Source organism: Massilia antarctica (genome assembly GCF_015689335.1).
Classification (GTDB): Bacteria; Pseudomonadota; Gammaproteobacteria; order Burkholderiales; family Burkholderiaceae_D; genus Telluria_A; species Telluria_A antarctica.
Genome location: NZ_CP065053.1, coordinates 802,199 through 824,273, shown reverse-complemented (window position 1 = coordinate 824,273; position 22,075 = coordinate 802,199). Strand labels below are relative to the sequence as shown.

The following is a 22,075-nucleotide window of genomic DNA, read 5'->3' as shown; positions in this document are numbered from 1 at the left end:
AGAACAGGACGCGCCATGAACTACGAAAACATCAAGTTCCAGATCGAGCACGGCATCGCCACCCTGACCCTGAACCGCCCCGACAAGCTCAATAGCTTCACGCAGGCGATGCATCTGGAAGTGCGCTCCGCGCTGGCCGCGGTGCAGGCCGACCCCACGGTACGCGTGCTGCTGCTCACCGGCGCCGGACGCGGTTTCTGCGCCGGCCAGGATTTGTCGGACCGCGCGGTCGAACCGGGCGCCGAAGGCGTGGACCTGGGCCACTCGGTCGAAACCTATTACGCACCGCTGGTGATGACCCTGCGCTCCTTGCCGATGCCGGTCATCTGCGCCGTCAACGGCGTGGCCGCCGGCGCGGGCGCCAACCTGGCGCTGGCCTGCGACATCGTCATCGCCGCCAAATCGGCCAGCTTCGTCGAGGTGTTCTGCAAACTGGGCCTGATCCCCGACACCGGCGGCACCTGGCATCTTCCGCGCCTGGTAGGCCACGCGCGCGCCATGGGCATGGCCATGCTGGGTGAAAAAATCCCGGCCGAACTGGCCGAGCAATGGGGCCTGATCTGGAAGGCCGTTGCCGACACCGCCCTGATGGACGACGCGATGGCCATGGCCGAACACTTCGCGGTCGCGCCGACCAAGGGCCTGGCCTTCACCAAGCGCGCCATCCAGGCCAGCTACGCCAATACCCTGCCCGAGCAGCTCAAGCTCGAAGGCGAGATGATGCGCGAACTCGGATACAGCCACGATTATCGTGAAGGCGTGACCGCCTTCATCGAGAAGCGCACGCCGCACTTCATGGGGGAATGAGCATGGCAGCACTGGAACAAGGCAGCATCGTCGCCGTCATCGGCAGTGGCGCCATGGGCGCCGGCATCGCGCAGGTGGCGGCCGCCGCCGGCTACACGGTCAAGCTGTTCGACACGCGCCCCGACGCGGTCGACAAGGCGATTGCCGATATCGGCAAGGTCTACACCACCTTGGTGGAAAAAGGCCGCATGAGCGGCGAGGCCGCCATCGCGGCGCGTGCGCGCCTGCACAGCGTGGCGACCCTCAAGGAAGTCGATGACGCCGCTCTCGTGGTCGAAGCCATCGTCGAAAACCTGGATGTGAAGCGCATGCTGTTCGCCGACCTGGAGAACGTGGTTGGCGACGACTGCATTTTGGCCACCAATACCTCCTCGATTTCGGTCACGGCGATCGCCGCGCCGCTGCGCCGCCCGCAACGCCTGGTTGGCATGCACTTCTTTAATCCGGTGCCGCTGATGGCGCTGGTGGAAGTGATCAGTGGCCTGGCCACCGACCGGGACGTCGCCGAGACGGTGTACTCCACCGCCACCGCCTGGGGCAAGAGCCCGGTGCACGCCAAGTCCACGCCCGGCTTCATCGTCAACCGCGTGGCGCGCCCGTTCTACGCCGAAGGCTTGCGCCTGTTGCAGGAACAGGCCGCCGATGCCCCCACCCTGGATGCGGTGATGCGCGACTGCGGCGGTTTCCGCATGGGTCCATTCGAGCTGATGGACCTGATCGGCCACGACGTCAATTTCTCGGTCACGCAATCGGTGTTCAACGCCTACTTCGGCGACCCGCGCTTCACGCCGTCGGTGCTGCAACAGGAAATGGTCAACGCCGGCTTCTTCGGCCGCAAATCGGGGCGCGGCTTTTACCAGTACGGCGAAGGCGCGGCCAAGGCGGCGGCCAGCCAGGAAGCGGCGCATGCGCGTCCGGAAGTGGTCAGCATCAGCATCGATGCCGACGTGCCGGATACCGTGACGCATCCGCTGGAACAGCGCCTGGCCGGCGCTGGCTTCACGGTCGGCCACCGCAAGCCGCTTCCGAATGCGGGCGAAAACGAGGCGCCGGCTTTCCACTGCAACGGCGCCGCCATCTTCCTCACCGACGGGCGCAGCGCCACCGAACGCGCCAGCGCCAACCGCCATCCGGATACGGTGCTGTTCGACCTTGCGCTCGATTACGGCAAGGCGACCCGCATCGCCCTGGCGCGCGCGGACCAGTGCAGCGACGCCGCCTACAACGCGGCGGTCGGCCTGTTCCAGGCGGCTGGTTTCGTGGTCACGCGCCTGGACGACGTGCCTGGCATGGCGGTCATGCGCACCGTCGCCATGCTGGCCAACGAGGCCGCCGACGCGGTCAACCAGGGCGTGTGCACTGCTCCAGCGGTCGACATCGCGATGCAAAAGGGCGTCAACTACCCGCGCGGGCCGCTGGCCTGGGCGAATGCGGTGGGCGTACCGCACATCGTGACCGTGCTGGCCAACCTGGCCGCCGCGTATGGCGAAGACCGCTACCGCGTCTCTCCGCTGCTGCGCCGCAAACTCGCCAACGGAAGCGGCTTCTGACCCATGCAAATTGACCCTCAAGCGCTGGCCGAACTGGCCGGCAAAACCATGTTCGAGCGCGACCCGGCCAGCCAGGCGCTCGGCATGCTGCTCGCCGACATCCGTCCCGGCTATGCGCGCATGACGATGCCGGTGCGCTTCGACATGCTCAACGGCCACCAGACCTGCCACGGCGGCTACATCTTCATGCTGGCCGACAGCGCCTTTGCCTTCGCCTGCAATTCGCACAACCTGAACACCGTGGGCGCGGGCTGCACCATCGATTACCTGGCGCCGGGGCGCGAAGGCGACCTCCTGACGGCGGAAGCGACCGAACAGGCGCTGGCCGGGAAAACCGGCATCTACGACGTCACCGTCACCAACCAGGATGGCCGCACCGTCGCCCTGTTGCGCGGTAAATCGCACCGGGTCGCCGGCAACGTGGCCGAACTGCCGCAATAAGGAGAACACCATGGTCCAACGCACACCGGTTCCCGGCGACCTGGAGCCGATCGAACGCGCCAGCCGCGACGAACTGCAGGCGCTGCAGCTCGAACGCATGAAGTGGTCGCTCAGGCACGCCTACGACAACGTGCCGCACTACCGCGCCGCGTTCGACGCCGCCGGCGTGCATCCGGACGACCTGCGCACCCTGGCGGACCTGGCCAAATTCCCCTTCACCGACAAAAAAACCCTGCGCGACAATTATCCCTTCGGCCTGTTCGCCGTCCCGCGCGAGAAGGTGGTGCGCATCCACGCCTCGTCCGGCACCACCGGCAAGGCGACCGTGGTGGGCTACGCGCAAAAGGACATCGACACCTGGGCCCATGTGGTGGCGCGCTCGATCCGCGCCGCTGGCGGGCGCGCGGGCGACATGGTGCAGGTCTCGTACGGCTACGGCCTGTTCACCGGCGGGCTCGGTGCCCATTACGGCGCCGAGCGGCTGGGCTGCACCGTGATTCCGATGTCGGGCGGGCAGACCGAAAAGCAGGTGCAGCTGATCTGCGACTTCAAGCCCGAGATCATCATGGTCACGCCCTCGTACATGTTGAACATCATCGAGGAATTCACGCGCCAGGGGCTCGATGCGGCGGAGTCGTCGCTCAAGGTCGGCATTTTCGGCGCCGAGCCGTGGACCGACGCCATGCGCGGCGAAATTGAAAAACGCGCCGGCATCGACGCGGTCGACATCTACGGCCTGTCCGAGGTGATGGGGCCTGGCGTGGCCAGCGAATGCATCGAGAGCAAGGACGGTCCGGTGATCTGGGAAGACCATTTTTACCCCGAGGTGATCGATCCGGACACCGGCGAAGTGCTGCCCGACGGCTCCGAGGGTGAGCTGGTATTCACTTCGCTCACCAAAGAAGCGCTGCCGATCATCCGCTACCGCACGCGCGACCTCACGCGCCTGCTGCCGCCGACCTCGCGCGCGATGCGCCGCATGGGGAGAATCACCGGCCGCTCGGACGACATGCTGATCATCCGCGGGGTGAATGTATTTCCCAGCCAGATCGAGGAACTGATCCTCAAGATGCCGCTGCTCGCGCCCCATTATCAGCTGGTGGTCTCGCGCGACGGCCATCTGGACAAGCTCGATGTGGTGGCCGAACTGCGCGACGCTTCCTCATCGCAGGACGCCGTGGCGGCCTTGGCGCGCGAACTCGAACACCGCATCAAGACCTATGTGGGCGTGACCACGCGGGTGAACCTGCTGCCGGCCAACGGCATCGAGCGCACCCTGACCGGCAAGGCCCGGCGCGTGATCGACCAGCGTCCAAAATCGAATTGAACCAAGGAGCACCTGTGAGCACACTGACCGACGCCTTTATCTGCGACGCCATCCGTACCCCGTTCGGCCGCTATGGCGGTTCCCTGTCCGGCGTGCGCGCCGACGACCTGGCGGCGCTGCCGATCGCCGCCCTGATGGCGCGCAACCCCGGCGTGGACTGGACCGCCGTGGACGACCTGTACTTCGGCTGCGCCAACCAGGCCGGCGAAGACAACCGCAATGTCGCCCGCATGGCTGCGCTGCTGGCCGGGCTGCCGCCCGAGGTCCCGGCCAGCACCATCAACCGCCTGTGCGGCTCCAGCCTGGACGCCGTCGGCATCGCCGCGCGCGCGATCAAGGCCGGCGAAGCGAACCTGATCATCGCCGGCGGAGTGGAAAGCATGACGCGCGCGCCTTTCGTCATGGGCAAGGCCGACAGCGCGTTTTCGCGCGCGGCCAAAATTGAAGATACAACCATGGGCTGGCGCTTCATCAACCCGCTCATGAAAGCAAAATACGGCATCGATTCGATGCCCGAGACGGCCGAAAACGTGGCGAAGGAATTTAACATCAGCCGCGCCGACCAGGATGCGTTTGCCCTGCGCAGCCAGCAGCGCTGGGCCGCCGCCCATGCCGCCGGCGTGTTCAAGGATGAAATCGTCCCCGTCACCATCCCCCAGAAGAAGGGCGACGCGCGCGTGTTCGACACCGACGAGCACCCGCGTCCCGACACCAGCATCGAGATGCTGGCCAAGCTGAAAGGCGTGGTTACGGCGGACGGCAGCGTCACCGCCGGTAACGCGTCGGGCATCAACGACGGCGCCTGCGCGATCCTGATCGCCTCCGGCAGCGCCGCCGAACGCTTCGGCCTGACGCCGCGCGCGCGTATCGTCGGCATGGCCATGGCGGGTCTTGCGCCGCGCATCATGGGCTTTGGTCCGTCGCCGGCGACCAAGAAGGTGCTGGCGATGACGGGCCTGACCATCGGCCAGATGGACGTGATCGAGCTCAATGAAGCATTCGCCGCGCAGGGCCTGGCGGTCACGCGCGACCTGGGCCTGGCCGACGACGCCGCGCATGTGAACCCGAACGGCGGCGCGATCGCCATCGGCCATCCGCTGGGTGCGTCGGGCGCACGCCTGGTGCTGGCGGCCGTCAACCAGCTGCACCGCACGGGTGGACGCTACGCGCTGTGCACGATGTGCATCGGCGTCGGGCAGGGGATTGCCCTCGTCATCGAAAAAGTATAAGGTGCGCGCCATGGTCAAGGTCTACGCAATCAATGGCGTTACGCCGGTGGTCCATCCGAGCGCCTACGTGCATCCGAGTGCGGTGCTGATCGGCGACGTGATCGTCGGTCCGCGCTGCTACATCGGCCCGCTGGCATCGATGCGCGGCGACTTTGGCCGGCTGATCCTGGAAGAGGGCGCCAATTTGCAGGATACCTGCGTCATGCACGGTTTTCCCGGCGAAGACACGGTGGTCGAAATCGATGGCCACATCGGCCACGGCGCCGTGCTGCACGGCTGCCGCATCAAGCGCAATGCCATGGTGGGCATGAATGCGGTCGTGATGGACCGCGCCGTGGTGGGTGAGGAATCGATTGTCGCCGCGATGAGTTTTGTCAAAGCCGGCATGGTGATCCCGCCGCGCAGCATGGTGATGGGCGCCCCGGCGCGTATCATGCGCGAACTGACGGACAAGGAAATCAGCTGGAAAAGCTTCGGCACGAAGCAGTACCACGACCTGGCGGTGCGTTCGATGGAGACGATGCGCGAAGTCGAGGCTTTGAGCGAGGTCGAGCCAGACCGCGCGCGCATCGATCTGGGTCCCGAGATGCACGCCCCTAAAGAATAAAACAGAGAATTTGGAGAAGACACAATGCAAACCATATCGACCCTGCAAAGCTTGATCGGCGGCCGCTGGCTTGGCGCCGAAGCATCGGTGCCGCTGCACAGCGCACTCAATAACAGCCTGATTTACCACACCCACGCCGAAAAAATCGACTTCGACGAGGCAGTCACCTATGCGCGCAGCACCGGCGTGCCGGCCCTGATGTCGCTCGACTTCCAGAAGCGCGCCGCCTGCCTCAAGGCGCTGGCGCTGTACCTGATGGAGCGCAAGGAAGAGCTGTACACGATCTCGCACCTGACCGGCGCCACCCGTCCGGACAGCTGGGTCGACATCGAAGGCGGCATCGGCACCCTGTTCGCCTACGCCAGCATGGGCAGCCGCGAACTCCCGTCGAGCAATGTGCTGCACGAAGGCCCGGCGCTCGCTCTCGGCAAGAACGGTGGCTTCGCCGGCACCCACATCCTGGTGCCGCGCGGCGGGCTGGCGGTGCACATCAACGCCTTTAACTTCCCGATCTGGGGCCTGCTCGAAAAATTCGCACCGAGTTTTCTCGCGGCGATGCCGTGCATCGGCAAGCCGGCCACCGCCACCAGCTATCTGACCGAAGCCGTGGTGCGCATGATGGACGATTCCGGCCTGCTGCCGAAAGGCGCGCTGCAACTGGTCATCGGCAGCACTGGCGACCTGCTCGACCGCCTGACCGGCGCCGATGTGGTCACCTTCACCGGTTCGGCCGACACCGCCGCCAAGCTGCGCGTCAACAAGAACCTGATTACCCACTCGGTGCCGTTCACTGCCGAAGCGGACTCGCTCAACTGCGCCATCCTGGGACCGGACGTGACGCCGGACGATGTGGAGTTCGACCTGTTCGTCAAGGAAGTAGCGCGTGAGATGACCGGCAAGGCCGGCCAGAAGTGCACCGCGATTCGCCGCATCATCGTGCCCAAGCAGCATGTGGAAGCGGTCGGCGAACGCCTGCGCGAGCGCCTGGCGAAGATCGTCGTGGGCGATCCGTCGGTGAAAGAAGTGCGCATGGGCGCGCTGGCGTCGATGGACCAGCACCGCGACGTCAGCGAGCGGGTCGAGATGCTCGCGCGCGGCAACGAGATCCTGTTCGGCGCCAGGGATGGCTTCAATCCGGTGGGCGAGGGCGCGGCCAATGGCGCCTTCTTCTCGCCGACCTTGCTGCTGTGCCGCGATGGCATGAACAACGATGCCGTGCACGATATCGAAGCTTTCGGCCCGGTCAGCACGATGATGACGTACTCAAGTCTGGACGAAGCGCTGGCCCTGGCCGCGCGCGGCAAGGGAAGCCTGGTCAGTACCCTGGTGACCAAGGACACGGCGATTGCGGCGCGTGCGGTGCCGGTGGCGGCGGCCACGCACGGACGCGTGCTGGTGCTGGAGCGCGAAGCGGCGGTCGATTCGACCGGTCACGGCTCGCCCTTGCCGCAGTTGAAACATGGCGGGCCGGGACGCGCCGGCGGCGGCGAGGAACTGGGCGGGATTCGCGCGGTGCGTCACTTCCTGCAGCGCGCCGCAGTACAGGGTTCGCCGACCATGCTGGCGGCGATCACGGGAGAGTACGTGCGCGGCGCGGCCGTGCGCGAAGAGGCTCTGCACCCGTTCCGCAAGTATTTCGAGGAACTGCAGATGGGCGACTCGCTGCTCACGCACCGGCGCACGGTGAGCGAGGCCGATATCGTTAACTTCGGCGGGATTTCGGGCGACTATTTTTACATGCACTTCGACGAGATCGCGGCCAGGGATTCGCAGTTCGGCAAGCGCATCGCGCACGGCTACTTTGTCCTGTCGGCGGCGGCGGGGCTGTTTGTCTCGCCGGCACCGGGGCCGGTGCTGGCCAATTACGGGCTCGATAACCTGCGCTTCATCACGCCGGTGGCGATTGGCGACACGATCCGTGCGCGCCTGACGTGCAAGCGCAAGGTCGATCGCAACCGCACCGACGATAAGGGCGTGGGGCAGGGCGTGGTGGCGTGGGATGTGCAGGTCACCAACCAGCATGATGAACTGGTGGCCAGTTATGACATTCTGACCTTGGTGATGAAGAAGGGGTAATTGGCGCGGAATACCGCTACCTTTCGCGCCGTCGTTCCTGGCATTGCTAGAAACGACTTCCCGCGCAGGGCTAGGCGCCCCCGCGGGAACCCAAGTGTGGCGAGCCGCCTGTAGCTACGGTTCGAAATTGGGTTCCCGCCTCTCCAGGAACTAGTCTTTGCCGCTAATTTGAGCAGCTTTGCGACTACAAACCTCGAAACCGTCGCTCCCGCGCAGGCGGAAACGCATGCGTTTCCCCCATAGCACCGTCGATATACGAATGTGCTATGGATTCCCGCCTGCGCGGGAAGTCATTTCTGCCAATGGCAGGAATGACGGAGCTTAGGTTAGCGCCATTTGGAAGCGCCCTTGCACTTTGCACAGTTCCCAGAGATTTGAGGAGTTTCATAGAAACTGGGACCTGCGCGGGAACGACGGATTTGCGGTTTGTGGCCTTACACGAACCCGAGATTGCGCGAACTGGCGTTGTAATTGCCCAGATTCGGCAGCAATGCCAGCAACTCGCTGTTCGACACGCCGAGCCAGGCGCCCATGGTGGCGGCGAACTGGTCGACCGAGGTGGTCGGCAGCAAGCGTCCCTGACCCACATCATCCGGCCCGCCATTGGCCACGATCGGCGCGGTGCCGTAAAAGCGCTTGCCCTTGACCGCGCCACCCATCACGAAATGCATGCTGCCCCAGCCATGATCCGAGCCGTCGGCATTGCCCGCCATCGTACGGCCGAAGTCGGAGGCGGTGAACGTGGTCACCTTCTCTGCCACGCCCAGTTCCACCGTCGCCGCGTAAAACGCCGCCATCGCCTCGCCCAGCTTGGTCATCAGCCCCGGGTGATTGGTCAGCATGCCGTCGTGCGTGTCGAAGCCGCCCATGGAGACGAAAAACACTTGCCGTTTCGCACCCAGGGTCGGGCCGGCGGCGATCATGCGCGCGACCAGTTTCAACTGGTCACCCAGGTTGTTCGCGGCCGGGAATACCGTTTTCGGTGCCGGCGTCGAGCTCAGCGCTGAGGTCAGCACTTCGTTGGCTTCGATCGAACGCTTGCCGATGCGGTTGTACTCGTTTTCCAGCACGTGGCTGCGCTGCTGCGTCATCAGGGTGCGCAGCGCCGCCGAGGAACTTGTCGAGCCGAACAAGGCGTTCTTGATCCCCGCCAGCGGTACCGAACCACTGGTCGACACCTGGTATTGCACCGCCGTATTTCCCGACAGGAACACGGCATTGTTCGAAACATTGATGCAGGTAAATGTCGAGTGCGTATTGCTCGCTTGGAACAGGTCGCCGATGCGTCCGCCCCAGCCGGACGTGGCGCCTTCCGGCGAGGACGACTGGAAGATCGATTGCTGGTCGTTGTGCGAGAACAATTTCGGTGGCACGCGGACGGACTTGTTGGTGTACTGGAGCTTGGTGATGGGCTGGACCAAGGTGCCTACGTTGAGCATCACCGCCAGCTTTCCGTCGTTAAACAGCGGCACCAGCGGCGCCAGGTTGGGAGCCAGGGCGTACTGGTGCTGGAAACCGGCCGAGTCCACCGGCGCCACGGTCGGGGTCAGCGCGGTCGCGGCCAGCGCGGCGCGGCTGTGCGCGAAGTTGGGACGGTAGGACTGGTACAGCGCATGACTGCTGGCATCGTAGGGCGTGACGGTATTGGCATAGTCGTTGCCGCCGTAGAGAAAGACGCACACCAGCGCCTTGTAGTCGGTGGCCGTGGCGGCACTCGCCTCGGCCATGGCGGCGACGTTGATCGCCCACGGCGCGGCGACGCCAGCGACCGACAGCGCGGAAGCGCGTTGTAAAAAGGCGCGGCGCGATGCATTGGTTCCATTTTTATTTTGCATGGCTGCTCCTTATTTTTGGACGATGAATTCGGGGGATGCCAGCACCAGCACCAGCGCGGCGTAGATGCGGTTCAGGCGGGCGGCCTCGGTTCCCTTGGGCATGGAATCGATCCCGCCCTTGATCAGGTTGGTCGTTGCCGGCGCCAGTTGTCCGGCCACCAGCACGAGGTTGAGTTCGCTCACGAGGGTCTCGGCCACGTCGGCCATCGGCAGCAGGGCGCTGTAGTCGGCCTTGACGTCGCCTACGCCTTTGCTGACCACGGTCTGCATGTAGTTGACATAGCCGACCACGGTCGATTCATTGGTGATCTGAAATTCCGGCGCGACCATGCGCGCGTTGGCAATGGCGCTGTTGGGCGGTACATAGCCCGGACGGAAGAAATTGAACACCGTGGCCGAGCGGCCGGGACTTTGTCCCAGGCGGGTGCCGGGGTCGGACGTGTTGCCGACCGCCCAGGCATCCGTCGGCGAATTGGCCTTGAACGCGCGCGCCCATGCCGTAAAGCGCAGCACCGGTTCGCGCAGCTTGCCGAAGGTGGAGTCGCTCAGGCGGCTGGCGCTGCGTGCCTCGGTATCGAGCAGGATGGCGGACACGACCTTGGCCAGGTTGCCCTTGACGCCGTTATTATCGCTGTTGAACACGGCGCTGACCCTGGCCACATAGGCGGGCGACGGATTGCTGCACACCAGGCGCTGGATCAACTGGCGGCCGATGAACGGGCCCACGTTCGGGTGGGCGAAGATGATGTCGAGCGCGCGGGTCAGGCTGGTCAGGCCGTCGGTGCCGGCGGGGATACTGCTACCCAGGAAGTTCTTGGCGCTCGTGTCATGGCGGCTGGCCGTCAGGATCATCGGGCGGCGTTTGTAGTCCGGCGTATTGTTGTCGGTGCCGGTCATGTCGTAGTTCCAGCCCGTGAACACGCGCGCCAGGCCGGTAATGTCGTCCAGGGTATAGGTTTCCTGCTGCAAGCCGCCGCTGAGCTTGGGCGTACCGTCGTTGTTCAGCTGCACCAGGCCGATGGTGAACAACTGCATGACTTCGCGCGCGTAGTTTTCGTCGGGCAGGGCGCCGGTGGTCGGGTTGACCTTGACGTTGCCGCGATAGGTCAGATACTCGCCCATCGGTGCGCTCAGCGATACTTGCTGGAGCAAGGAGCGGTAGTTGCCGAAGGCGTGGGTTTCCAGCAAGTCCATGTGCGCGGCGCTGGAAAAATTACTCCAGCTTGCATTAAAGCCGCTCAGGGACGCGACCAGGATCTCGGACAGCGCCAGGGTGACGCGCTGGCGCAAGGTGTCCGGCGAGGACAGCATTTTCTTCCAGAAAGCGGCATCGTGGCCGGCTTCGGAGTTCTTGGATTCGACACCGTTCAGTTTCTTGGATACCAGGTAATCCCAGCGCGACTGGGAGCTCGGCATGGCCATCTGCTCGTTGATCCAGCCGGCGTAGCCCAGTTGCTGCACCCGGGCGATCTGCTCGCGCGTGGCGCCCATCGATGCCTGCGCCAGGAAGCGTGATGCTTCGGCGACGCCGATTTTTTCCACCGGCGTGGGCGTCGGGGTTGGTGTCGGGTTTGGCGTTGGCGTCGGGGTGGGTGTCGGCGTCGGGGTAGGCGTTAGATTTGGCGTTGGCGTTGGCGTTGGCGTCGGCGTCGGAGCGGCCGGGCCTGGTGCGGTCGGCGTCGGCGTCGGAACCGTCGGCGTCGGAACCGTCGGCGTTGGGGTCGGAACGGTTGGCGTCGGAACAGTCGGCGTTGGAACAGTCGGTGTCGGCCCCGTCGGTGTCGGAACAGTCGGTGTTGGAACCGTCGGTGTTGGAACCGCCGGTGTCGGAACAGTCGGCGTTGGCACTACCGGGGCCGGCATGGTCGGCGTGGGCAAAATCACAGGCGGCGCCGCCACAGAGGGCATGGATGAGCTGACGCTGCCACCACCGCTACTGCCGCCGCCGCAGGCTGCCAACACGGTGGTCGACAACAGCGCGGTGGCCGCCGTGACCAGCGACACGCCGCCTGTTTCTTCATTTCCAGCAACATCAAGCCGGATGGTTGAGGTCTTGTCGTCCAGATCGACATCAGCGACGTCTGTGTCGAGTACTTGTTGCTCTTGCATGAAATTATCCCGGGGTGTGTCCACAACCAGAGATAGTAGATGATTAGCGGAAACAAATAAACGCGAAAATTTGTTTATTTTGTAACAACCCAGTGTTTTTCTACTTCTTTGCAACACTGTTTCATGCGGGGAGGGTCGACAGCGAGGAAAGCTGACTAAGCGGCAAAGGAAATTACAATATCTTAAATGCATCATTGCATTTGTGCGCCGGGCCGCCATCGTGGCGTCCGGCGCGTGCGCACAGGCGGCTTCAGCGGGCCATGCCGAACGGATCGTCGATCGTGTGCGCCGGTTCCGTGAACCACTTCGGTCCCGTCTCCGTCATATAAAAATGGTCTTCGTGGCGCACGCCGAATTCGCCCGGAATGCAGATCATCGGCTCGTTCGAGAAGCACATCCCGACGTCGAGCGGCGTATTGTCGCCGCCGACAAGGTAAGGCCACTCGTGGATATCCATGCCGATGCCGTGGCCGGTGCGGTGCGGCAGGCCGGGCAGCTTGTAGCCGGGACCGAAGCCATTCGATTCGAGCGAGGCACGCGCCGCCGCATCGACCGCGCGGCACGGCACGCCCAGTTGCGCGGCCTCGAACGCGGCCAGCTGCGCCGCCTTCTCCGCATTCCACACAAAGCGCTGGCGCTCGCTGATCTCGCCGAACACGTAAGTGCGCGTGATGTCCGAGATATAGCCGTGCACCTGGCAGCCGGTATCGATCAGCACCACGTCGCCCGGTGCCAGGGTCTGCGCATAACTGACGCCGTGCGGATAGGCGGTCGCCTCGCCGAACAGCACGATGCAAAAATACGAACCCGGCGCACCCACCTTGCGGTGCGCGCGCGCGATAAAGTCGCTCACCTCCACCGTGGTGATCCCCTCATGCAGGATGCTGGCGGCGGCCTTGTGCACTTCCAAGGTCATGTCCTTCACGCGCTGCATCAGGGCGATTTCGGCCGACGACTTGCGCGCGCGGCAGAACGCCGTGACCGTTTTGGCGTTTTCCAGCGCGTAGCCCGCCGCCAGCGGGGCAATGCCGTCGGCGATGAAGAAAGCGGCGCTCTCGCAAATGCCGATGCGCGGCGGCGCGGCCGCATCGGGCGCGATGCCCATGCGTTTCAACACGTCGATGAACAGCTGGTAGGGGCTCTCGTGCTCCTCCCAGCAATTGACCTTGCCCTTGACCAGCATGAAGTCGGTCAGCGAGCCTTCCTCGAACACCGGCGCAATGTACTCAAGGCTGCCTGTGGCCGGCAGGATGGCCCCCACCATGCGTTCGCTGGCATACCACTTGGTGCCCGTGAAGTAGCGCATGTTGGTGCCCGCGTTCAGGAACACCGCGCCGATGCCCTGCTCGCGCATGAAGGCCTGGGCCCTGGCGATGCGCTGCTCGTGTTCTTCCTTGCCGATCGGGGTCATTCCGCCGGTCATGTCGGACAAGGCGGCCAGCGCCTCGTCCATGCTTTTGCCGCCAATATTCATCACGCTCATTTCTTTTTCGTCTCCGTTTCAGTGTCGGTCGAGAAGTTCAGCTCCGGTGTGCTGTCTTCATCCTTTTTGTCGGCGCCGGCGGCGGGGAGCTTCAGCGGTTCCGCTTCGCCGGCGGGTGGGTCGATTTTCAGTTCGAGGTTTTCTTTCATGTCGACCTTCGCTTCGACCGAGACCAGGTGCGGGAAGGTGATGATCAGGGCCACCATGACCACTTGGATCACCACGAACGGAATGGCCCCCCAGTAAATGTCGGACGTCTTGACTTCTTTCGGCGCAACTGAGCGCAGATAGAACAGCGCAAAGCCGAACGGCGGATGCATGAAGGACGTCTGCATGTTCACGCCCAGCAGCACGCCGAACCAGACCAGGTCGACGCCCATCTTGTTCGCCACCGGTCCGACCAGCGGCACCAGGATGAAGGCCAGTTCGAAGAAGTCGAGGAAGAAGGCGAGTATGAAGAACATGATGTTGACGACCAGCAGAAAGCCATTCACGCCGCCCGGAAGGCTGGTCAGCAGGTGCTCGACCCACAGGTCGCCGTTCACGCCGCGGAACACCAGCGCAAACACGGTCGAACCGATCAGGATGAACATGACGAAGCAGGCCAGGCGCGTGGTCGAATTCATGGCTTGCTTGAGCAGGCTCCATGACAGGCGGCCGTTCAGCATGGCCAGCAAGATGGCGCCCATCGCGCCCATGCCGCCGCCTTCGGTCGGCGTGGCGATGCCGACGAAAATCGTCCCCAGCACCAGGAAGATCAGCGCCAGCGGCGGCACCATGACGAATATCACGCGGTCGGCCATGCGCGAGAGCAGGCCGAGTTTCATGCGGCGGTTGGCCAGTGCGAACGCAAACCCGAGCAGCACGGTCACGGCGGTGGAGTAGATCCCCGCTTCGTCCTTGGCCAGCTCCGGGTGGGTCGCGCGCAGGACGGAGGCAACCGCGAACCCGATCGCCAGCGTGACGCCGACCATGGTAAACAGCGAGCGCGCGCCGCTGTCGCCGTTCGGCTCGCCCAGGTTGCGCGCTTCGAGCGGCAGCGCCGGCACGTGCGTGGGCTTGAAGATCGACAGGGCCAGCACATAGCCGGCATACATCGCGGTGAGCATCAGGCCCGGGATGAAAGCGGCCTTGTACATGTCGCCCACCGATTGGCCCAGCTGGTCGGCCATCACGATCAGCACCAGCGAGGGCGGGATGATCTGGGCCAGGGTGCCGGAGGCGGCGATCACGCCGGAGGCGAGGCGCTTGTCGTACCCGTAGCGCAGCATCACCGGCAGCGAAATGAGTCCCATCGAGATCACCGAGGCGGCCACCACGCCGGTGGTCGCGGCCAGCAGCGCGCCGACGAAAATGACCGCATACGCGACTCCGCCGCGTATCGGGCCGAATAGCTGGCCGATGGTGTCGAGCAGGTCCTCCGCCATCCCCGACCTTTCCAGGATCAGGCCCATGAAGGTAAAGAAGGGAATCGCCAGCAGATTTTCGCTGCCCATGATGCCGAAGATCCGGTTGGGCAGCGCCTGCAGCAGTTCGGGTTTGAGCAGCCCCAGTTCAATGCCGACCAGGCCGAAAAACAGGCCGTTGGCGGCCAGCGAGAATGCGACCGGAAACCCGGATAGCAAGAAGATGACCAGCGCCCCGAACATGATGGGCGCCAGATTGGCGATGATGAATTGTTCCATGTGTCCCTGACCGAAGTGGCTGTTTGCGTGACTGCTCTTAACTGATCTTGTTGGCGGCTTTGATCGCGTCGATCTCGTCCTGCGGCGTGGTGACCTGCTTGTTGAACGAACTGGCGTCGATGCGTCCGGCCAGGAAAGCGATGCGCTTGATGATTTCGGAGACGCCCTGAAGGACGAGCAGCGCAAAGGCCAGCGGCACCAGCAGTTTGGCGGGCCACACGATCAGGCCACCGGCATTGCTCGACATTTCGCCGCTTTGAATCGAAATGCGCGCGAAGGGAATGCCGTACCAGAGGATCAGCAAGCACACCGGCAGCAGGAACAGGAGAAAGCCGAACAGGTCGATCCAGACCTGGGTGCGCTTCGAGAAGCGCCCGACGATGACATCGATGCGCACATGCTCGTCGCGCCTGAGGGTGTAGGCGGAAGCGAGCATGAACATGGCCCCGTACAGGTACCACTGGATTTCGAGCCAGCCATTGGAACTGGTATGGAAGGTATAGCGGATCAGGGCATTGCCGGCGCAGATGATGACCGCGGCCAGCAAGGCCCAGCTGACGGCGCTGGCGATCTTCTCATTGAGAGTGTCGATCGCGCGCGACAGCGGGATGAAAAGTGACGTGAGCATGGTGCTGGTATCTCCAGTAGTTTCAAACAAAATGTTCAAAAACGAGCACGGTCGCCGGCGTCTGGTGCGCCGGTCGGCTAAAAACAGGTCACTGGTGGTGTTGCGCCTACCCGGCCAGCTGGGCGCGCACGCGGGCAATCGCCGCGCGCACCTGGCGCGGCGCGGTGCCGCCCACATGGTCGCGCGCCGCCACCGAGCCTTCCAGGGTCAGCACGGCGAACACATCGTCGCCGATCAGCTCCGAAAATTCGCGCAGCTGATCGAGCGACATCTCGGACAGGTCGCATTTGAGGTCGTCGCAGGCACGCACGGCACGCGCCACGGCTTCGTGGGCATCGCGGAACGGCAAGCCTTTCTTGACCAGGTAATCGGCCAGGTCGGTGGCGGTGGCGTAGCCCTGCAGGGCGGCGGCGCGCATGGCGTCCGGCTTGACCGTGATCCCGCCGGCCATGTCGGCGAAAATGCGCAGGGTGTCGACCAGGGTGTCGACGGTGTCGAACAGCGGCTCCTTGTCTTCCTGGTTATCCTTGTTGTAGGCCAGCGGCTGGCCTTTCATCAGAGTCAGGAGGCCGGTCAGGTGGCCGTAGACACGGCCGGTTTTACCGCGTGCCAGTTCCGGCACGTCCGGGTTTTTCTTTTGCGGCATGATCGACGAACCGGTGCAGAAGCGGTCGGCGATGTCGATGAAGCCGACCCGTGGACTCATCCAGATCACCAGTTCTTCGGACATGCGCGAGATGTGCGTCATGACCAGGGCGCCGGCGGCGCAGAACTCGATCGCGAAATCGCGGTCCGAGACGGCGTCGAGCGAGTTGTGGCAGACGTCGTCGAAGCCGAGCGTGCGCGCCACCCGTTCGCGGTCGATCGGGAAGGTGGTGCCGGCCAGCGCGGCGGCGCCCAGCGGCAGGCGGTTGACGCGCTTGCGGGCGTCCTGCATGCGTTCGACGTCGCGCCCGAACATTTCGACATAGGCCAGCATGTGGTGGCCGAAGGTGATCGGCTGGGCCACCTGCATGTGGGTGAAGCCCGGCATGATGGTGTCGGCATGTTGCTCGGCGAGGTCGGTCAGGGCAAGGCGCAGGCCGTTGAGCAGCACCACGATGTCGTCGATGGCGGCGCGTACGTACAGGCGGATGTCGGTGGCCACCTGGTCGTTGCGCGAGCGTCCGGTGTGCAGGCGCTTGCCGGCGTCGCCAACCAGTTCGGTCAGGCGCTTTTCGATATTCAGGTGGACGTCTTCCAGGTCGAGCAGCCACTCGAAGCTGCCCGCTTCGATCTCGCCCTTGATCTGGGCCATGCCGCGCTCGATCTCTGCGCGGTCGCCGGCGCTGATGATCTGTTGGGCGGCCAGCATCTCGGCGTGCGCGAGCGAGCCGGCGATGTCGAACAGGGCCAGGCGTTTATCGAAAAAGACGGAAGCGGTATAGCGTTTGACGAGGTCGGAGACAGGTTCGGAAAAGCGCGCCGACCAGGCTTCGCCCTTCTTTGAAAGTTGTGCGGTCATGTGAAGAGTTCCTTTGCGTTACCTGATTATAAACAAGGAAAGCAGGCTGCGGGCAATTCGTGTTGGGGGTTGCGCAGGTGTTCCGAATTCGCGCGCGGCCCTTGCGCTCGCGGCGAACGAAGGTAGAATTGTTTCTTTTAAAGGGATGCGCCCAGCCATGTCCAATTTACAGATCAGTACCGACCGCTCGCAGCTCGATGTCCCGTTAATTTATCGCTTCCTCAGCGAGCAGTCGACATGGGCCATCGGCATTTCGCGACCGGTGGTGGAGCGCGCGATCGAGAACTCCCTGTGTTTCGGGGGGTACGTGGACGGACGCCAGGTGGCGTTTGCGCGGGTGGTCACCGATTTTGCGACTTTTGGTAACTTGGTGGATGTGTTTGTGATCCCGGAGTACCGCGGGCGCGGTTACAGCAAGGAGTTGATGAAAGCCGTGCTGGCGCATCCGAGTTTGAAGGGCTTGCGCAGGCTGATGCTGGCCACGGGCGACGCGCATGCGCTGTATGCGCAGTTTGGATTTACGTCACCGCAGCGGCCGGAATCGCTGATGGAGCGGTATTTCCCGAATATCTACGTCAGTTAGATATGCTCGATTGACGGCACTGCGGCGTCGCTGTCGCTGTCGCTGTCGCTGTCGCTGTCGCTGGTGTCTGGTGAGTCGTCACCCTTAAAACCGTCGTTCTAGCAGAACGTTACGCTCAAAACCGTCGTTCCTGCCATTGGCAGAAACGACTTCCCGCGCAGGCGGGAACCCAAGTTTGTAGCGTAGTCACCGGCTCAACGAAATTGGGTTCCCGCCTGCGCGGGAACGACGGTTTTGAGTTTAGCGGCTTAATGGCGTCAGCCACCGACGTTTTACGGCGCTACGGTCAGCTCCAGTTCATCAAACACGGCGGAATCAGCAACAGCAGCGCCATCACAAAATACGCCAGCTGCAGCGGTACCATCCACTTGGCCCAGGTCAGCCACGGAATGCGCGCCAATGCCAGCACCCCCACCGTCACGCCCGATGTGGGAATCATCGGCAAGGTCAATTCCCCGAGCTGGAACGCCAGCACCGCGGTCTGGCGCGTGATGCCCACCAGGTCCGCCAGCGGCGCCATGACCGGCATGGTCAGCGCGGCCTGCCCCGTCCCCGAGTGAAGAAAGAAGTTAATCACCGTCTGGATAACGAACATTTTCTGCGCCGCGAACACGGGATTGGCCGATTGCACCAGCGGCACCAGCGAATGCAGCATAGTGTCGATGATCTTGGCATCCTGCGCCAGGATCATGGTGCCGCGCGCCAGGGCGATCACCAGCGCGGTGCCCACCAGGTCGCGCGCGCCGTGCAGGAAAGCGCCGACGAAGGCGTCGCTGTCGAGCCGCCCGATCACGCCGACCGCGATCGCCATCACCAGGAACAGCGCGGCGATCTCGTTGATATACCAGCCGTACTTGATCACGCCGACCACCATGGCCGCCATGAAGCCGACGAACAGCAGCAGCACCGTGGCGTGGGTTAGCGTCATGCCGGTCAGCTCGCCGAGGGCCGCGCTGCTCTCCTTGCGCTTGTCGATATCGAGCGCGTAGGTGGGGCTGCGCGTCGGGTCCTGCTTGATGCGCGCCGCATACCACATCAGGAACCCGATGGTGAGCGCGGTCGCCACGAACCAGACGATCAGGCGGTAGCCGACCCCCGAAAACATTTCGATCCCGGCGATATTCTGCGCCACGCCCACATTGAAGGGATTGAGGAAGGCGGCCGCGAAGCCCACCTGCGCGCTGAGAAAAGGAATCGATACCCCGATGACCGAGTCGTACCCCAGGGCGAGCGCCAGCGGCACGAAAATGAGCACGAACGGAATCGACTCCTCGCTCATGCCGAAGGTGGCCCCGCCCAGCGAGAAGATGGTCACGAACACCGGAATGAGCATCGCCCGCACGAAGGCCGAATGGGTATGCGCGCGCGCCACGCTGCGGATCATCGCGTCGAGCGCCTCGGTCTTTTGCAGCACCGCGAATGCGCCGCCGACGATCAGCACGAAGCCGATGATCTGGGCGGCTTCCTTGAAGCCTTTGATCGGCGCCATCATCAGCGCCACGAAACCCTGCGGATTACTCTGCACGTAGTGGAAGGAGGCCGGATCGATGCGCGGCTTGCCATCGACCAGAACGGTCCCGTACTGCCCGCCCGGCACCAGCCAGGTGGCCACGGCGATCATCGCCAGGATTAAAAACAGCAGGACGAAGGTATTGGGGATGCGCAGTTTCATTGGCTCAGCAGCTTTCCGGCGCGGAAAGCCACTGGTCCTGCGATCTTACCGACCGCCATGCCGCGCAGCAGATGGCGGTGCGCGGTGCGGGCGAAGAACACGCCGTCGACACTGCAGCGCAAGGTCGTGGTGCGTCCGCTCACTGGTTCGACCAGGTCGGCGATCGTGTCGCCAGCCTTGACCTTATCTCCCAGCTGCTTGAGGAACACCACCACGCCGGCGTGCGGCGCGGCGATCGGTTCCACGCCTTCGAGCGGCGTCGGTGCGCACAGGGGTTCGGGCAGCGCGGGCGGCGCCACCGCCAGCACGCCGGCATGCGCCAGGAATTGCAGAAGCGCGCGCGCGTCGCGCTGGGCCAGTTCGTAGCTCACGTCCATCTCGCCGCGCAGCTCCACGGTGGTCGACAGGCAGGCCGCCGGAATCGGAAAGGCCGGGCCGAAGTGTGCCGCCAGGTCCCACCACAGGCGGCTGCAGGCTTCGTCGAACGGTTCCTCGCCCGCTTCGAGCGCCAGCAGCACCGCGTGCGCCTGCATCAGCGCCGACAGCGGTGCCACCGCCTCGGCCAGCGGGGTGCCTGCGTAAATATGCAGTACCGCCTCGTTATCGCAGTGCAGATCGAGCACGATGTCGGCGTCGATGGCCATCCCCAGCAGGATCTTCTTGAGCGCATCGGCGTCGGTTTTCGGCTGCCAGGCGCCGACCGAATCGCGCGCATGGGCGCGGATCAGGGCCACGTTGGCGTCGGCGTCCGGCCCGAGCAAGCCTTCGAGCGAGGTTTTCAAATCCTCGGCCACATGCTTGTAGGCGCGGTTGAAATTGGTGCCGGTCGAGAGGTCAAAGCGGCCGAATGGCGCGCCGTGGATGGCCTGGGCCAGCCCGATCGGATTGGCCGCCGGGACCAGGATGATTTCGCCGCGGATGCTGCCGGCCGCCTCCAGCGCCAGCAGTTCGGTGCGCAAGAACTGCGACACCAGCATGGGCGGCACTTCGTCGGCGTGCAGCGCGGCCTGGATATAGACCTTCTTGCCGGTGCCCGGCGCACCGAAATGGAAGCTGGCCAGTTGCGAGGACATGCTGCTGTCCTCCAGGGAGATGCGATGGATGTTTGCTTGCATGGTCGGGACCGTGAAATGACGTTAGCGGAAGTGTGGCATAAAAAGCCGCCGCCGCGCCGGGTGCATTTCTGGAATACGACATATTATTTCGGCACAGGGTATCATCTTGCCTGCACAAAACACCGGCTGCGCGCGCTCTCCGCAGCCCGACCTACCGAATAAAGGAAGAACCTCCGATGCTGACCCTGGCCCGCCGATATGTACAGTTCCTGATCCTTGTCCTGCTGGCGGCGGGCCAGGCGCAGGCCGCCCCGGCGCCGGCGCCTTCCGTGCCGGCGGGCGGACCGAAAGGCTCGCTGGTGATCATCGGCGGCGCGCTGCGCGGCGAGAACGCGGCGGTGTGGAAGCGCATCGTCGAACTGGCGGGTGGTCCGGGGGCGCGCATCGCCGTTTTCGGCTCGGCCTCGGCCAGCCCTGATGTCGCCGGCAAGAACAACGTCGAAGTGCTCAACTCCTACGGCGCCGACGCCTTTGTCGTGCCGGTCGCCGTCAAGCTGGAAGGCGTCGACTACCGTGTCGCTGCCAACGATCCGGTGCTGGCCGATGCGGTGCGCCATGCCGACGGCGCCTATTTCGTCGGCGGCAACCAGGCCCGCATCATCGAAGCGCTACGCAAAAAAGATGGCAGCAGCTCCCTGGTGCTCGACGCGCTGTGGTCCATGTACCGCAACGGCGGCGTCATCGCCGGCACCAGCGCCGGCGCGGCGATCATGAGCAGCACCATGTTCTACGATGTCAATTCGGTGCTCTCCACCCTCAAGCGCGGCGTGGCCGACGGCATGGAACTGGCGCCGGGCCTGGGCTTCATCGGCAAGGACGTGTTCGTGGACCAGCACTTGCTGGTGCGCGGGCGCTTCGGGCGCATGCTGCCTGCCATGCTGGCCAAGGGCTACAAGATGGGACTGGGGATCGACGAGAACACGTCGATGATCATTCACGGCAACCGCGACGTCGAGGTGCTCGGCTACAAGGGCGCGCTGCTGATCGACCTCAATAGCGCCACCGCCACGCCGGGCGACTTCAATGTCAGCAATGCCAAACTCAGTTACCTCGATAACGGCGACCGTTTCAATCTGTTGAGCGGGGTATTTACGCCATCGCGCGAAAAACTGGCCAACAAGCTCGATCCGGCCGCGCCGTATTACCGCGGCCCGCTGTTTTTCGCCGATATCCTCGGTAACACGACGGTGGTGGACCTGATGCACCGCCTGATCGACAGCGACCAGACCGACGCCATCGGCCTGACCCTGGGCAGCCCGCGCGACCTGCAACCGGAACTGGGTTTCGAGTTCCGCTTCAGCCGCACCAAGGACAGCGTCGGCTATATGTCGGCCATTTCGGATACCTATTCGGTCTTCAACATCCGCCTCGACGTGCTGCCGATCCTGATCCGCCAGCCGCTGTACCAGTACAAGTAAGCGGCT

17 protein-coding genes are annotated in these 22,075 nt (G+C 64.1%); 9 read left to right on the top strand and 8 right to left on the bottom strand.

Annotated features, from left to right (window positions below):
* Window positions 1–15 precede the first annotated feature (15 nt).
* From paaG to paaZ, 7 genes are read left to right on the top strand one after another with little or no spacing between them, the layout of a single operon-like run.
* The gene (gene paaG, locus IV454_RS03655) at window positions 16–807 is read left to right on the top strand and encodes a 2-(1,2-epoxy-1,2-dihydrophenyl)acetyl-CoA isomerase PaaG (RefSeq protein ID WP_054268393.1); all 792 of its coding nucleotides are present in this window, start codon (window positions 16–18) and stop codon (window positions 805–807) included.
* Between the two features lie 2 nt (window positions 808–809).
* The gene (gene paaH, locus IV454_RS03650) at window positions 810–2,357 is read left to right on the top strand and encodes a 3-hydroxyacyl-CoA dehydrogenase PaaH (RefSeq protein ID WP_206090369.1); all 1,548 of its coding nucleotides are present in this window, start codon (window positions 810–812) and stop codon (window positions 2,355–2,357) included.
* 3 nt (window positions 2,358–2,360) lie between these two features.
* Window positions 2,361–2,798 carry a hydroxyphenylacetyl-CoA thioesterase PaaI gene (paaI, locus tag IV454_RS03645; RefSeq protein WP_054268395.1) on the top strand — a complete coding sequence of 146 codons (438 nt, stop codon included), beginning with the start codon at window positions 2,361–2,363 and terminating at the stop codon, window positions 2,796–2,798.
* Window positions 2,799–2,808: 10 nt separating this feature from the next.
* A complete protein-coding gene (gene paaK / locus IV454_RS03640; RefSeq protein WP_206090368.1) occupies window positions 2,809–4,125 on the top strand; it encodes a phenylacetate--CoA ligase PaaK in 1,317 nt (438 codons plus the stop codon).
* Window positions 4,126–4,148: 23 nt separating this feature from the next.
* Entirely contained in the window at window positions 4,149–5,354 is a 1,206-nt protein-coding gene (pcaF, locus tag IV454_RS03635; RefSeq protein WP_206092535.1) for a 3-oxoadipyl-CoA thiolase, read from the top strand.
* A 10-nt stretch (window positions 5,355–5,364) separates the two neighbouring features.
* Window positions 5,365–5,961 carry a phenylacetic acid degradation protein PaaY gene (gene paaY, locus IV454_RS03630; protein WP_206090367.1) on the top strand — a complete coding sequence of 199 codons (597 nt, stop codon included), beginning with the start codon at window positions 5,365–5,367 and terminating at the stop codon, window positions 5,959–5,961.
* A 24-nt stretch (window positions 5,962–5,985) separates the two neighbouring features.
* Window positions 5,986–8,037: a phenylacetic acid degradation bifunctional protein PaaZ gene (gene paaZ / locus IV454_RS03625; RefSeq protein ID WP_206090366.1), complete on the top strand. Its 2,052-nt coding sequence runs from the start codon at window positions 5,986–5,988 to the stop codon at window positions 8,035–8,037.
* Between the two features lie 434 nt (window positions 8,038–8,471).
* Here the strand turns inward: paaZ and IV454_RS03620 are convergent, their stop codons facing one another.
* The 6 genes from IV454_RS03620 to argH all read right to left on the bottom strand — a co-directional run bounded on the left by IV454_RS03620 (window position 8,472) and on the right by argH (window position 17,281).
* Entirely contained in the window at window positions 8,472–9,872 is a 1,401-nt protein-coding gene (locus IV454_RS03620) for a DUF1501 domain-containing protein (protein WP_229522044.1), read from the bottom strand.
* Window positions 9,873–9,881: 9 nt separating this feature from the next.
* Window positions 9,882–11,414, bottom strand: coding sequence for a DUF1800 domain-containing protein (locus tag IV454_RS03615; RefSeq protein WP_229522043.1), 1,533 nt, complete (start codon window positions 11,412–11,414; stop codon window positions 9,882–9,884).
* 817 nt (window positions 11,415–12,231) lie between these two features.
* Window positions 12,232–13,455, bottom strand: coding sequence for a M24 family metallopeptidase (locus IV454_RS03610; protein WP_206092532.1), 1,224 nt, complete (start codon window positions 13,453–13,455; stop codon window positions 12,232–12,234).
* Between the two features lie 5 nt (window positions 13,456–13,460).
* Window positions 13,461–15,149 (bottom strand): TRAP transporter large permease, encoded by a 1,689-nt coding sequence (locus IV454_RS03605; RefSeq protein ID WP_206090365.1) that lies wholly within the window; start codon window positions 15,147–15,149, stop codon window positions 13,461–13,463.
* Window positions 15,150–15,186: 37 nt separating this feature from the next.
* Window positions 15,187–15,777, bottom strand: a complete 591-nt coding sequence (locus tag IV454_RS03600; protein ID WP_054268402.1) for a TRAP transporter small permease subunit — start codon at window positions 15,775–15,777, stop codon at window positions 15,187–15,189.
* Between the two features lie 106 nt (window positions 15,778–15,883).
* The gene (argH, locus tag IV454_RS03595; RefSeq protein ID WP_206090364.1) at window positions 15,884–17,281 is read right to left on the bottom strand and encodes an argininosuccinate lyase; all 1,398 of its coding nucleotides are present in this window, start codon (window positions 17,279–17,281) and stop codon (window positions 15,884–15,886) included.
* Between the two features lie 145 nt (window positions 17,282–17,426).
* Between argH and IV454_RS03590 the strand changes: the two genes are divergently transcribed.
* A complete protein-coding gene (locus IV454_RS03590) occupies window positions 17,427–17,864 on the top strand; it encodes a GNAT family N-acetyltransferase (protein WP_206092531.1) in 438 nt (145 codons plus the stop codon).
* Window positions 17,865–18,150: 286 nt separating this feature from the next.
* On the opposite strand, the gene IV454_RS03585 is transcribed toward IV454_RS03590, so the two are convergent.
* Together IV454_RS03585 and IV454_RS03580 are read right to left on the bottom strand one after the other, a co-directional pair.
* Window positions 18,151–19,536: a YfcC family protein gene (locus IV454_RS03585; protein WP_206090362.1), complete on the bottom strand. Its 1,386-nt coding sequence runs from the start codon at window positions 19,534–19,536 to the stop codon at window positions 18,151–18,153.
* On the bottom strand, window positions 19,533–20,651 hold the full coding sequence (locus IV454_RS03580) for a succinylglutamate desuccinylase/aspartoacylase family protein (protein WP_206090360.1): 1,119 nt from the start codon (window positions 20,649–20,651) through the stop codon (window positions 19,533–19,535). The genes IV454_RS03585 and IV454_RS03580 overlap by 4 nt, the downstream gene beginning before the upstream one ends.
* 176 nt (window positions 20,652–20,827) lie before the next feature.
* Between IV454_RS03580 and IV454_RS03575 the strand changes: the two genes are divergently transcribed.
* Window positions 20,828–22,069: a cyanophycinase gene (locus IV454_RS03575; protein ID WP_206090358.1), complete on the top strand. Its 1,242-nt coding sequence runs from the start codon at window positions 20,828–20,830 to the stop codon at window positions 22,067–22,069.
* Window positions 22,070–22,075 lie beyond the last annotated feature (6 nt).

Coding starts and splice junctions, on each gene's coding strand:
- paaY (WP_206090367.1), top strand. CDS start 5,365: ATGGTCAAGGTCTACGCAATCAATGGCGTTACGCCGGTGGTCCATCCG.
- paaG (WP_054268393.1), top strand. CDS start 16: ATGAACTACGAAAACATCAAGTTCCAGATCGAGCACGGCATCGCCACC.
- IV454_RS03575 (WP_206090358.1), top strand. CDS start 20,828: ATGCTGACCCTGGCCCGCCGATATGTACAGTTCCTGATCCTTGTCCTG.
- IV454_RS03600 (WP_054268402.1), bottom strand. CDS start 15,777: ATGCTCACGTCACTTTTCATCCCGCTGTCGCGCGCGATCGACACTCTC.
- IV454_RS03610 (WP_206092532.1), bottom strand. CDS start 13,455: ATGAATATTGGCGGCAAAAGCATGGACGAGGCGCTGGCCGCCTTGTCC.
- IV454_RS03605 (WP_206090365.1), bottom strand. CDS start 15,149: ATGGAACAATTCATCATCGCCAATCTGGCGCCCATCATGTTCGGGGCG.
- paaI (WP_054268395.1), top strand. CDS start 2,361: ATGCAAATTGACCCTCAAGCGCTGGCCGAACTGGCCGGCAAAACCATG.
- paaZ (WP_206090366.1), top strand. CDS start 5,986: ATGCAAACCATATCGACCCTGCAAAGCTTGATCGGCGGCCGCTGGCTT.
- IV454_RS03590 (WP_206092531.1), top strand. CDS start 17,427: ATGCGCCCAGCCATGTCCAATTTACAGATCAGTACCGACCGCTCGCAG.
- paaK (WP_206090368.1), top strand. CDS start 2,809: ATGGTCCAACGCACACCGGTTCCCGGCGACCTGGAGCCGATCGAACGC.
- argH (WP_206090364.1), bottom strand. CDS start 17,281: ATGACCGCACAACTTTCAAAGAAGGGCGAAGCCTGGTCGGCGCGCTTT.
- paaH (WP_206090369.1), top strand. CDS start 810: ATGGCAGCACTGGAACAAGGCAGCATCGTCGCCGTCATCGGCAGTGGC.
- IV454_RS03580 (WP_206090360.1), bottom strand. CDS start 20,651: ATGCAAGCAAACATCCATCGCATCTCCCTGGAGGACAGCAGCATGTCC.
- IV454_RS03585 (WP_206090362.1), bottom strand. CDS start 19,536: ATGAAACTGCGCATCCCCAATACCTTCGTCCTGCTGTTTTTAATCCTG.
- IV454_RS03620 (WP_229522044.1), bottom strand. CDS start 9,872: ATGCAAAATAAAAATGGAACCAATGCATCGCGCCGCGCCTTTTTACAA.